Source organism: Mesorhizobium sp. M5C.F.Ca.IN.020.32.2.1 (assembly GCF_004023105.1).
Classification (GTDB): Bacteria; Pseudomonadota; Alphaproteobacteria; order Rhizobiales; family Rhizobiaceae; genus Mesorhizobium; species Mesorhizobium wenxiniae.
The window spans coordinates 1-11,085 of sequence record NZ_RZSX01000098.1 but is presented as its reverse complement, the minus strand read 5'-3'; the positions used below and the strand labels follow the sequence as shown (position 1 = coordinate 11,085).

The 11,085-nt window shown below is 62.2% G+C and carries 11 protein-coding genes and 3 pseudogenes; 6 read left to right on the top strand and 8 right to left on the bottom strand.

Annotation, left to right across the window (positions count from 1 at the left end; all coding sequences use genetic code 11):
• A partial coding sequence (locus tag EOA86_RS07525) for a TRAP transporter substrate-binding protein (protein ID WP_128341120.1) occupies positions 1-879 on the bottom strand: 879 nt, incomplete at its 3' end.
• 289 nt (positions 880-1,168) lie between these two features.
• Between EOA86_RS07525 and EOA86_RS07520 the strand changes: the two genes are divergently transcribed.
• Positions 1,169-1,942 (top strand): gamma-glutamyl-gamma-aminobutyrate hydrolase family protein, encoded by a 774-nt coding sequence (locus EOA86_RS07520; protein ID WP_128341119.1) that lies wholly within the window; start codon positions 1,169-1,171, stop codon positions 1,940-1,942.
• 21 nt (positions 1,943-1,963) lie between these two features.
• On the opposite strand, the gene EOA86_RS07515 is transcribed toward EOA86_RS07520, so the two are convergent.
• From EOA86_RS07515 to EOA86_RS07495, 5 genes are all read right to left on the bottom strand, one after another.
• The gene (locus EOA86_RS07515) at positions 1,964-2,362 is read right to left on the bottom strand and encodes a hypothetical protein (protein WP_095517381.1); all 399 of its coding nucleotides are present in this window, start codon (positions 2,360-2,362) and stop codon (positions 1,964-1,966) included.
• Positions 2,363-2,444: 82 nt separating this feature from the next.
• Positions 2,445-3,428, bottom strand: a complete 984-nt coding sequence (locus EOA86_RS07510; RefSeq protein WP_128341118.1) for a 2-hydroxyacid dehydrogenase — start codon at positions 3,426-3,428, stop codon at positions 2,445-2,447.
• On the bottom strand, positions 3,425-4,447 hold the full coding sequence (locus EOA86_RS07505; RefSeq protein ID WP_128341121.1) for a LacI family DNA-binding transcriptional regulator: 1,023 nt from the start codon (positions 4,445-4,447) through the stop codon (positions 3,425-3,427). The genes EOA86_RS07510 and EOA86_RS07505 overlap by 4 nt, the downstream gene beginning before the upstream one ends.
• A 122-nt stretch (positions 4,448-4,569) precedes the next feature.
• The gene (locus tag EOA86_RS07500) at positions 4,570-5,454 is read right to left on the bottom strand and encodes a DMT family transporter (RefSeq protein WP_164891605.1); all 885 of its coding nucleotides are present in this window, start codon (positions 5,452-5,454) and stop codon (positions 4,570-4,572) included.
• Between the two features lie 153 nt (positions 5,455-5,607).
• On the bottom strand, positions 5,608-6,015 hold the full coding sequence (locus EOA86_RS07495; protein WP_127211397.1) for a DUF2000 family protein: 408 nt from the start codon (positions 6,013-6,015) through the stop codon (positions 5,608-5,610).
• Between the two features lie 35 nt (positions 6,016-6,050).
• Between EOA86_RS07495 and EOA86_RS07490 the strand changes: the two genes are divergently transcribed.
• Positions 6,051-6,929 carry an AraC family transcriptional regulator gene (locus EOA86_RS07490; protein WP_128341116.1) on the top strand — a complete coding sequence of 293 codons (879 nt, stop codon included), beginning with the start codon at positions 6,051-6,053 and terminating at the stop codon, positions 6,927-6,929.
• 16 nt (positions 6,930-6,945) lie between these two features.
• Here the strand turns inward: EOA86_RS07490 and EOA86_RS07485 are convergent, their stop codons facing one another.
• Complete coding sequence (locus EOA86_RS07485; protein ID WP_127211399.1) at positions 6,946-7,416, bottom strand: MarR family winged helix-turn-helix transcriptional regulator; 471 nt, start codon at positions 7,414-7,416, stop codon at positions 6,946-6,948.
• A gap of 215 nt (positions 7,417-7,631) precedes the next feature.
• Complete coding sequence (locus EOA86_RS07480) at positions 7,632-8,357, bottom strand: intradiol ring-cleavage dioxygenase (RefSeq protein WP_127211400.1); 726 nt, start codon at positions 8,355-8,357, stop codon at positions 7,632-7,634.
• Positions 8,358-8,548: 191 nt separating this feature from the next.
• Between EOA86_RS07480 and EOA86_RS07475 the strand changes: the two genes are divergently transcribed.
• The 4 genes and pseudogenes from EOA86_RS07475 to EOA86_RS07460 all read left to right on the top strand — a co-directional run.
• Positions 8,549-9,607: a GTP-binding protein gene (locus EOA86_RS07475; protein ID WP_128341115.1), complete on the top strand. Its 1,059-nt coding sequence runs from the start codon at positions 8,549-8,551 to the stop codon at positions 9,605-9,607.
• Between the two features lie 73 nt (positions 9,608-9,680).
• Positions 9,681-9,942 (top strand): annotated as a pseudogene (locus EOA86_RS07470) (DUF1778 domain-containing protein).
• Positions 9,939-10,464: pseudogene (locus tag EOA86_RS07465) on the top strand (GNAT family N-acetyltransferase). The pseudogenes EOA86_RS07470 and EOA86_RS07465 overlap by 4 nt, the downstream one beginning before the upstream one ends.
• 121 nt (positions 10,465-10,585) lie before the next feature.
• Positions 10,586-11,085 (top strand): annotated as a pseudogene (locus EOA86_RS07460) (WD40 repeat domain-containing protein); the annotation flags it as partial.

The window sequence follows — 11,085 nt, the reverse complement described above, 5'->3', positions numbered from 1 at the left end:
CCTCACGGCCGCCGGATTCAGAAAGTCGTATTTCTGCAGCATGTTGGCGTCGGCGGCTTGCGCGGCGGTGTGCACCAGCGCCTTATAGGCCGGTGAAAGCTCTTCGTATTTCGCCTTGTTGAACATCAGATGGACGGTCGGCCCGCCTTCCCACCAGCCGGGATAATAATAATTCGGCGCGACCTTGTAGAATCCGAGCTTCTCATCGTCATAAGGGCCGACCCACTCGGCGGCGTCTATGGTGCCTTTTTCCAGCGCCGGATAGATGTCGCCGCCGGCGATCTGCTGCGGCACCACGCCGAGCCTTTCCACCACTTTGCCGGCAAAGCCACCGATGCGCATCTTGAGGCCCGAAAGGTCGGCGACGGTGTTGATCTCCTTGCGGAACCAGCCGCCCATCTGCACGCCGGTATTGCCGCCCGGCAAGCCAAAAAGGCCCTGCGTGGCGAGAAACTCGTTGAACAGGTCGATGCCGCCGCCGTGGTAATGCCAGGCATTGATGCCGCGCGCGTTGAGCGAGAACGGAACCGCAGCGCCCAGCGCCCATGTCGGGTCCTTGCCCCAATAATAATATGCCACCGTATGGCAGGCCTCGACGGTGCCGGCGGTGGTGGCGTCCGCGGCCTGCAGGCCGGGCACGAGTTCACCTGCGGCGAAGACCTGGACCTGGAAGTTGCCGTCGGTCGCCTCCGCAAGCATCTTGGAAAAGACCTCGGCGCCGCCGTAGATCGTGTCGAGAGATTTCGGGAAGGACGACGCCAGGCGCCATGTCACTTTCGGATTGGATTGGGCGATGGCCGGCGCGGCAAGCGCTGCTGTAGCCGCCGCGGCGCCCACACCAGTCGCGCCGGCCTTGCGGATGAATGATCGACGATCCATGAAGTCCTCCCTATTGGATCAATAGACCGACGTTCGGGAAATGCTCTGTGCCCCGGATCGGCTTCGCGGCAGACATTACACGGGCAAGAAGTCGAGTCCAGCCATGGCAGCCGGTTTTGCCGGCGGCGTTTCCGCGAAATTCGCGGCGCGAACGCACCTCTTGCAACTTAAGTCTAACGCCGTTTCGGTGGACCATGCGACATGCCGAACTTGTCATGGCAAAGCGCCTTCGGATCGCCTATTTTAAAGGCAGAATATGCCCCTGCACTGAATGGAACCCGGATCAAAAATGCAGCAGCCGCTCGTCGCCATATCGACCGACGTCCGCCAGTTCGATAACTACACCTGGCATGCCGTTCCGCAGCAATATCTGGAGGCGGCGCTTTCGGGCGCCGGCGTATTCCCGGTGCTGGTGCCGTCCTTCGGCGACCGGCTCGATTTCGACGAACTCCTGTCATCGGTCGACGGCGTCATGGTCACCGGTTCGAAGCCCAATGTCCATCCCTCGCTCTATGGCGGCGATGCCAGCGAGGCCAATGGTCCCTACGATCCTGCCCGCGACGCGACGACGCTGCCGTTGATCCGCAAGGCAGTGGAGCGCGGCGTGCCGCTGCTCGCCATCTGCCGCGGCATCCAGGAAATGAATGTGGCGCTGGGCGGCACGCTGGCCACAGAGATTCAGGAGCGCGAGGGATCGCTGGACCATCGCGCACCGGCGAGCGACAATCAGGACGAACGCTTCGCCATCCGCCAGTCCATTTCGATCAAGCCTGGAACCTGCCTCGCCGGCGTCTTCGGAGCGGGCGACATCATGGTCAATTCGGTGCACCGCCAGGCCATCGACCGGCTCGGCCCGAAGCTGCAGATAGAGGCGGTCGCCACTGACGGCACGGTCGAGGCGGGTTCGGTGCGGGACGCCCGTGCTTTCGCCGTCGGCGTCCAGTGGCATCCCGAATACTGGGTCAAGTCGGACAGCATCTCAGCAAGGATATTCCGCGCCTTCGGCGACGCGGTGCGCCTGCACGCCGCAGCGAAATCCGGCACGCGGGCCGCCGCGGAATAGTTCAGCGGTCAGACGTCAACATCAATCGCTGCCGGCCGCCAGCGACAGCAGCGGCAGGGCTGGCGCGTAGGATTCATAACCGTCGCCGTCGGCGACGCCGAAAGTGACGATCGGGTCGATGCCGTTCGCGCTGAAGGTGACCGTGCCGTCATCCTGCTCACGCCAGAATTTCGCGCGCTCGATGCCGGGCAAGACCCGGCGGCAATTCGCAGTGACCGTCAACAGCGAAAGGCCATGCGAAATCTCAGTGCCGCGCTTGACCGCGCAGGAGGCTTCGTCGCCATTGGCCACCAGCCTGTAGTCGTCGGGCGACGGCGTTAGCTCATCGGCGGCTGTGCGGCCTTCGCCGCTGCCGCCGTGAAACAGCTGAACGCTGCCGAACAGCGCGGCCACCGCCATCAATGCAGCAAGAGCTTTCATCTGCGTTCTCCGGGTGTTTGGCGATAGATATAGAATGATTCAAAGCGTTAAGCCGTAGTTAACAAATTAGAAAGCGTGCCACTCAGCTGCGCGCCTTGACCTTTTCCGTTTCCGGCACCGGAGTCAGCGCCCTCCCTTCCGAAAACCAGGAAATCAGATTGTCGACGCACAGATCGGCCATGGCGCGGCGGGTATGTTCCGAAGCCGAGCCGACATGGGGCAAAAGCGTGGTGTTGGGAGCGGCGAGCAGCGCCGGCGACACGTTCGGCTCATCGGCGAAGACGTCGAGCCCGGCAGCTGCGATGGTGCCATTGGCTAGGGCTGCGGCAAGAGCTGCCTCGTCCACCGTGCTGCCGCGACCGATGTTGACGAAGACGCCATTCGGGCCAAGCACCGACAGGATCTCGGCGTTGACCGCCTTTTCCGTCGAGGCGCCGCCGGGCGCCACCGAGATCAGCGTATCGACCGCCTCGGCAAGGCCTTTCAGCGTGCCGTGGTATTCGTATGCCAGGCCTTCGACGCGGCGCCGATTGTGATAGGCGACCGGCAGCCCAAAGGCCTCTAGCCGGCGCGCAATGGCGAGACCAATGCGGCCCATGCCGAAAATGCCAACGCTGCGACCGCGCAAAGTCAGCCGGCTTAGCGGATAGTTGCCGTTGCGTGCCCAACTGCCGTCGCGCAGCCAGGTCTCGGCGCGCGGCAGATCGCGGATGGTGTTGATCAAAAGCCCGATCGCCGTGTCGGCGACCTCCTCGGTCAGCACGTCAGGCGTGTTGGTGACCATGACACCGCGCTGTGCTGCGTGACGGGCATCGACCGAATCATAGCCGACGCCGAAATTGGCGATGATCTCGAGGTTCGGCAGCGCGTCGATGAGGGCTGCGTTGATCCCGCCAAAGGCGGCAATGCCGCGCACCGTCCGGCGCAGCTCGTCGGTGACCAGCGACGCATCGGCCCGTTCGATCCAGACGCGGCTGAACGTCCGGTCGATGCGACCGACCGCATGATCATTGAATTGGCCCGGCACCAGAATGGCGACTGCTTGCTGCTGTTCGGCTTTTGTCATTCACGCTCCACCGGTTTGCCGGTCGACTGGCGCACATGCAGTTCCGGCTTGATCAGTTCCTGCGACGGCCGCACCATCTGCCCATTGAGCTTGTCGAGCAGCGCGCTGGCTGCGCGGCGGCCGACTTCACGCTGGCCGTTCCACACGGTGGTCAGCGCCGGCGTCGCGATCGCCGCCTCCTCGAGATCGTCATAGCCGGTGACGGAGATGTCAATGCCCGGCACCAGCCCGGCGCGTGCAATACCGTTCATCAGGCCGATGGCGACGAGGTCGTTCCAGCAGCAGGCCGCGGTCGGCTTGTCCTTCAGCGCAAGGAACTGCCCGGCGGCCTCGAAGCCGGCCTGCTTGGTGCGCGGACCGGCGATGCGCCAGGACGGCCTGACCTCCAGCCCGGCCGACTCCATAGCGTTGACATAGCCCTGGTAGCGATCGCGGCCGGTCGAGGTCTGGTCGGTGCCGCCGACCATGGCGATGCGCTTATGGCCGAGCGAGATCAGATGGTTGGTGGCAAGCCCAGTGCCGTAGGCATCGTCGCCGCGAAACACCGGCACGTCGGCGCCTTCGACGGAGCGCGCGATCAGCACCGCGGGCAGGCCGTTTTCCTCGGCCATGAATATGTCTTCGGGCGGCGTGCCGATGGCCGGCGACATGATGACGCCGTCGGCGCCGAGCTGCAAAAGCGTGTCGATGAAGGTGCGCTGCTTCTCAAGCTGGTCGTAATGGTTCGACAGGATGAAGGTCTGCCGGCTGCGATCGAGCTCGCTTTCGATCGAGCGCAGTATCTCGGCGAAGAACGGGTTCATGATGTCGTGAACGACGACACCGACGATGCCCGAACGCGAGGTGCGCAGGCTGGCGGCACGGCGATTGTAGATATAGCCGATGGCGCGGGCATGTTCCTTGATGCGGTCGCGGGTGTTTCCGGCAACCAGCGGACTGTCGCGCAGAGCCAGCGAGACCGTGGCCGTGGACACACCGAGCGCATCCGCGATCGTCGAAAGCTTGATCTTCTGTGCCAGCGCCTTGCGCTCCCCCGACGATCTAGAGCTGATCCATGATCTCCAGCGAAAACCGGATGCCACTTTCGGGATCATGATCTAAACAGTTTAAACGCGGCCTTATGCCACCCTTCCGGAACAAATCAAAGTTTTTTTGCCAGCGCTTCCACCTCGACGTCGAGGGCGGCGCGGTTGCGCACGCGAAGCCGGTGCTCGCGATGGACGATATAAAGGCCGCTGGCGACGATGACGATCGCCCCGACGAGCGTCCAGCGGTCCGGAAACTGGTTGAAGACAATCCAGCCGGCAATGACCATCCAGATCATCTGTGAATAGGGATAGGGAGCCAATGCCGTGGTGGTGGCAAGACGATAGGCCTGAACCAGGAGCCAGTGGCCGATTGCGCCAAAGACGCCAAGCATCAGCAGGATGAACCAGTGCCAGCTATCCTGCGGCAGCGAAAGCGAAAACGGCAGCATCGGCAGGAGAAGTACCGCCGGCGCCAGCGCCGAAAAGAGAATGAGGCTCTCCGAGGTTTCCGTGGCCGACATGCGCCGCGTCATGATGACGTAAAAACAGTTCGACAGCATCGAGCCGAGCGCGAAGAGATGGCCGACGCCAAAGACGCCAACGCCTGGCCGGGTGATGATGAGGACGCCGACGAAGCCGCTCAGGATTGCCAGCCAGCGCCGCCAGCCAGCCCATTCACCGAGCAAAGGACCGGCGATTGCTGTGATCACCATCGGCGCGAAGAAATAGATCGATGTGGTTTCGGCCAGCTGCAAGGTTCGCAGCGCCATGACGTTGCAAATGGTCGATCCGAACAGGAAGGCGCCGCGCAGGATATGCGCCGGCAGATTGTTGGCGCGAAAGCGCGCCGGCTCGCGCCATCCACGCAGAAAGACACCGACAAGCACGACATGGACGGCGAAGCGAGCCCAGGCGACGATCAGCGCCGAGACGCCGGCCATGACAAGATATTTGCTGCTGGTGTCGAGGAAGGTGAAAAATACATAGACGGAACGCATGCAGAGGATCGCCGCCGGAGGCGTCGCGCTTTCGTCTTGTCTTGGGAGAGCACTCAATTTCAGGCCGGATGGAAGCAGGGCAGAGCCCTACCTTTGAGGCAAATGTCACCTGCCGGCAAGCCAGAGGAGGCTGACATCAGCTGACTACGTGCACTAGGGATGCATACGGGCGCCCCTGGTGATCTTGTCGACAAGCTTCTTTTCGGTACGCACCGCGATGCCGACGACCTTGGCGTCGTCGGGTGCGAATTCGGCAAAGACGGCGCGGTTCGCCGCGTCGTGGCCGGTCGAAAACATTTCGTCGACGTAGAGCGAGGTCGTCACACCGCGGTCCAGCGCCCGCCGGTGGATCGCACTGAGCGTCGGGCGATCGGCCGAAAGCACGATGACCGGCTGGATCGAGAGCGGATTGTAGATATTGCCGGCGCGGTCGCGATAGGGTTCGCCGATGATGTCGCTATACTGCGCAACGATACCGCTGGTCAGGAAGGCGGTGACATTGAGCTTTTGCCAGACGGGAAGGTCGTCCTGCAGCACGATTGCAAATTTCGTGTCGAACATGAGACATTTGCCATTCGAGGTTTGTGAGTGAAGCGATGTCACACAGTCTAGATGGCGAGGCCTTCCAAGGTCTTGGACGTTTGTGCGTTGACGCGGCTGAGAACTGCGTCATCTCGGCACCCGATTCCGCCGGCATGGAGCGTATCGAGGCCCGGTTCCACGGCAGCGCGTTCGATCTCCATCGTCACGATACCTACGCCATCGGCGTGACACTGCATGGCGTCCAGAGTTTCCGTTATCGCGGCGCGTCGCATCATAGCCTGCCCGGCCAGATTATCGTGCTCCATCCCGACGAATTGCACGACGGCGGTGCCGGCACCGAAGAGGGCCTGCGTTACAGGATGCTTTATCTGGTGCCGTCCGTCGTGCTGGACTGCCTTGATACGATCGACGCATCGCTGCCTTTCGTCAGGGATGCCGTGGTGACGGATCCTGTCTTCCGCACGAGGCTGCTTTCGGCGCTGGGGCCTTTGGACCAGAAGCTGGACGATCTCTTTGTCGCCGACTTCATTGCGCAGCTGATGCGAAGCCTGGCACGGCATGCAGGCCTGCCGGCGAAACCGATCCCAAGGACAGCATGGCGCGCGGCCAGCCTGGCGCGCGACTATCTGGAAGAGAATGTTTTCCGTATCGTCCGCTCCGACGAGTTGGAGGCGATCACCGGGCTGGATCGCTACGCCCTATCGCGGCATTTCCGTGCTGCCTTCTCCACCAGCCCGCATCGCTTTCTCTTGATGCGCCGGCTTCAACGAGCACGCCGCATGATCGAGGCAAGCGAGCCACTGGCGCAGATCGCGATAGCGGCCGGGTTCAGCGACCAAAGTCATTTCAACAGACATTTCAAGAAAGCGTTCGGTGTCACGCCGGGCCGCTGGTCGGCATTGGTCCATGGATCGTCAGCAGCCGCTGCCTGATGGCGTCAGCCGCTGATCAATCGTCGGCGTCGATCTCATCGTCGACGAGAACCATCTCGCCGTTCGAGAGGTTCGCCTCAACGCGGGCGAGCAGCTTGAATAGCGCCTTCTGGTCCTTTTTATCGAGACCCTTCAGCGCCTGCTTCTCGGTCTTCTTCACCGATTTCTCGATGGCATGAATGATTTCGCGGCCCGTGTCGGTCAGAAAGATATGGGCCTGGCGGGCATCGGCGGAAGAGGCGCGCTTTTCCAGGAAGCCCTGCGCCTGCAGCCGGTTGATGGTCTTGGTGATGGTCGGCGGGCGCACACCGAGGCGACCGGCAAGATTGCCGGGCGTCTGCCCGTCCTCACGGTCGAGCGCGAGCATGATCTGGTCCTGACCGGCATAGAAGCCGTGCCCTAGAAGCCGCGCCGCCAGCGCAGTACGTGCCAGCCGCGCCGCCGAATGCAGCCGGCTCATTGTCGCAGTCTTGTCCGCCTTGGCCATGGTCATCCCTCTTCGGCCGAACCGGTGCGGACAGCATAGAGGCAGCCGCCCGGTTGGCAATCGACGATCAAAGATCCGGCTTTGCAAAACAGCTTTGCCGGCAAGCAATGCGGTGTCCGCGGTGGCTAATGCCAGATGTTTATTTCAGTTAGATGACAAACGACTTTTCGGTAGAGGTGGACGCTTGCAGCGGAGCACTCCACACACGACGAGACTCAACCAGCCTTCATCGCGACGATCATCAAGGCTTGGTAGGCCTCCGCCACCTCGCGCAGCGCCGCCTGCGACAGCGGCCCAGCGCGCCGCGCGATGCCGTCCCTGGCATTCGACGTATCGCGCTTGCCGGACCGGTCGGTGTAAGGCGCGACAGTGGTGAATATCTGCTCGCTCAGACTATCGGGGAAAAACAGCTGGCCGGTCATCACCGAATTAGCGTTGGGGAAGACCTTGAAGTGGATGTGGGTGGTGCGGCCGCGATACCAGCCGGGATAGATGGTGGCGAACGAGACGATACCGCTCTCGTCGGTCTTTTGCCAACCGCGCAGAAAACTCTGGCCTGACGTATCGACGTCCTGGCCGTCGCCTTGTCCCCGATAGCCTGAATAATGCCCTTGCGCGTCGCAATGCCAGATGTCGACACGCGCGCCGGCAAGCGGTCGGCAGGCCGCGTCGACCACCTGCAGCCGCACATTGAGAGCAATGCCCGCTTTGCCTTCGGTGATATCGGCGCGCTGGAGCTTCGGGTCGAAATAGAACGGCCCCTCAGTCGCTTCCGGCGTGATCGCGCAAACGCCGGCACCGCTATCGAACAGGGCAAGCCCGACATAGGGCGAGGCATGCTGAGCCAGCGCGATGCCCGGAAGGAAGACGCCGCCGCCGGCGCTGACGGCAATGAAGCCGAGCGCCTGACGCCGGCTCAACGGGGACGGTTTGTCGGACATTCGGCGCCTCTTTTGGTTTCTTTCGAGCAAGCTGCCTTGTTCTTATCTAGGCAGTGAAATCCGCCAGCGCTAATGAAAGTTCAGCGATGTTGGGAAAGCCGGCAATGTTGGTGTTTGGCCCATCGGTTTGCCGCGTGCAAAAGCACGGCGCACATCCTATATGGAGCCAACAATCCTTTTCGAGGCCCAACATGAGCGATGCACAGACGACGCAGATCCCCGTAACCGTTCTCACCGGCTATCTCGGCGCCGGCAAGACGACGCTGCTCAACCGCATCCTTTCGGAAAACCACGGCAAGCGCTACGCCGTCATCGTCAATGAGTTCGGCGAGATCGGCATCGACAACGAGCTGATCGTGGAATCCGACGAGGAAATCTACGAGATGAACAATGGCTGCGTCTGCTGCACGGTGCGCGGCGACCTGATCCGCGTTGTCGAGGGGCTGATGCGCCGGCCGGGCCGTTTAGACGCCATCGTGGTGGAGACGACCGGCCTCGCCGATCCGGTGCCTGTGGCGCAGACCTTCTTCATGGACGACGATGTGCGCTCCAAGACCAGGCTCGACGCCGTGGTGGCGCTGGTCGACGCCAAGCACCTGCCGTTGCGGCTGAAGGATTCCCGCGAAGCCGAGGACCAGATCGCCTTTGCCGATGTTGTCGTGCTCAACAAGACCGATCTCGTCACGCCGGAGGAACTGAGCAAGGTCGAGGCGACGATCCGCGCGATAAACCCGGCGGCCAGGATCCATCGCACCACCCGCGCCGGCCTGGCGCTGTCCGAGGTGCTCGACCGTGGCGCCTTCGATCTTTCCCGAGCGCTGGAGAACGATCCGCACTTCCTCGAGGCGCATGACGACCATGATCATCATGACCATGACCATCACGATCATGATGGGCATCATCACCATGACGGGCATGACCACCATCATCACACGCACCCTTCCGATATCCATGACGTGACGGTGCAATCGGTGTCGCTGCGCGGCGGCGAGATGGACCCGAAGAAGTTCTTCCCGTGGATCGAGAAGATCACCCAGGTGGAAGGCCCGAACATCCTGCGGCTGAAGGGCATCATCGCGCTCAAGGGCGATGACGAGCGCTACGTTATCCAGGGCGTCCACATGATCATCGAGGGCGACCACCAGCGCGCCTGGAAGGACGGCGAGAAGCACGAGAGCCGGCTGGTGTTCATCGGCCGCGAGCTCGATGCCGAGCGCCTTAAGAAGAGCTTCGACGCCTGCCAGGCGTAACGGACCGAATAGGGGTTGGTTACTGCCTTCTGTACACATATCATGTGTACAGAAGTGCAAAAGAGGACAGATTATCTCCAGATCCGCCGACGATAAAACCGAACGTTATCAGATACGCATTCCACCGGCACAGAAGGCGATCATCGCCCGCGCAGCTGCGCTGTCGCACAAGGACATGGCCGATTTCATCCTCGACAAGATCGTACCCGAAGCGCAGGCCGTGATCGAAGCTGCCGAGGTGATGAGGGCGTCCAATCCTTGACCTACTTGAGAACCCGCCGAAACCCAGCGCTAGGTTGCGAGCGGCGATCGCTGCCTTGCCGGATACTGTGTGACGCTTCCGTTCTGGCAAGAGGAGTCGATTGCGAAACGCCACGATCGGGTTTCTTTCGGTTGCGGTGATGCGCAGATGAACGATTTCTGCGTCGGTTCGCGCGGCAGAGCCACGATCAGAACGCGGCCAAGACCTTCTGTGCAATCGACAACGCGGCTTCGGACCGGCTCCTCGGTTTCTATACAATCGCCCCTTCCGCTGTAGCTCATGAAGCAGTGCCCGACGCCATGACGAGAGGCTTGGCGCGACACGAGGTTCCGGCTTCAAGCTTGCCCGGCTTGCGACCGCCCGCGCCGTCGCCGGGCAAGGGCTCGGAGGTCAGCTGCTAGCCGCCGCAGCGTTGCGCTGCCTGCGGCTTGCAGGTGAGGGCGGCGGCATCCTGCTCATCATCGACGCCAAGAACGAGCGGGCAGCACGGTTGTATGCCAGCTATGGTGCCGAGAGCCTCCAAGGCCAGGATTTGACCTTGGTGATGCCATTGGCGACCTTCGCAGCTGGTCTGCGGGCCAAGGGACTGTTTTGACGATCGGAGTCGCCACAATTGTGGTTTCGATGCAGATCCTCATGGTTGCCGGAACCGCAAACGTCGAGTAAGCCGCCTGAACCGCCCCTGCAATCCCGTCTAGCTGTGAACCACGATAGCCATGCCCACAGTCGCCCCACTTGATCTCCAGGGTCATTGCATCGCCGCCGTCTTCCTTGGCGACGTACCGCATTTCGCACTGGCCGACGGCACAATCCATCGGCTGGACCATGGCCACAAGACGGCGCAGGCCAATGACGGGCTGCTCGCCGCGTTCCACGATGCGGCCAACGACCGGCTGATCACCGGCGGCGAGGACGGCAAGATTTTTTCGGTTATCGCCGGCGGCAATGCGTCAGAATTGGCAAGCGCCGGGAAAAAATGGATCACCAGCGTCGCCGCCGGACCACAAGGCGCCGTGGCCTATGCCTCGGGCAAAATCGCCTTTGTGCGCTTTGCCGACGGCAAGACTAAAGAATTCATGCATCCGCGTTCGGTAGAAGGGCTGGCGTTCTCGCCCAAGGGCATGCGCTTCGGCGTCGCCCGCTACAATGGCGCGACGCTGCATTTTCCGGCGGCGGACGGCAAGCCAGTCGAGCTGGACTGGGCCGGCGCCCATAC

Excerpts from the sequence above, each read along its gene's own strand:
- EOA86_RS07495 (WP_127211397.1), bottom strand. The coding sequence starts at position 6,015 with ATGTTCGACACGAAATTTGCAATCGTGCTGCAGGACGACCTTCCCGTC.
- EOA86_RS07515 (WP_095517381.1), bottom strand. The coding sequence starts at position 2,362 with ATGAAAGCTCTTGCTGCATTGATGGCGGTGGCCGCGCTGTTCGGCAGC.
- EOA86_RS07475 (WP_128341115.1), top strand. The coding sequence starts at position 8,549 with ATGAGCGATGCACAGACGACGCAGATCCCCGTAACCGTTCTCACCGGC.
- EOA86_RS07485 (WP_127211399.1), bottom strand. The coding sequence starts at position 7,416 with ATGGCCAAGGCGGACAAGACTGCGACAATGAGCCGGCTGCATTCGGCG.
- EOA86_RS07500 (WP_164891605.1), bottom strand. The coding sequence starts at position 5,454 with ATGCGTTCCGTCTATGTATTTTTCACCTTCCTCGACACCAGCAGCAAA.
- EOA86_RS07490 (WP_128341116.1), top strand. The coding sequence starts at position 6,051 with ATGTCACACAGTCTAGATGGCGAGGCCTTCCAAGGTCTTGGACGTTTG.
- EOA86_RS07510 (WP_128341118.1), bottom strand. The coding sequence starts at position 3,428 with ATGACAAAAGCCGAACAGCAGCAAGCAGTCGCCATTCTGGTGCCGGGC.
- EOA86_RS07520 (WP_128341119.1), top strand. The coding sequence starts at position 1,169 with ATGCAGCAGCCGCTCGTCGCCATATCGACCGACGTCCGCCAGTTCGAT.
- EOA86_RS07480 (WP_127211400.1), bottom strand. The coding sequence starts at position 8,357 with ATGTCCGACAAACCGTCCCCGTTGAGCCGGCGTCAGGCGCTCGGCTTC.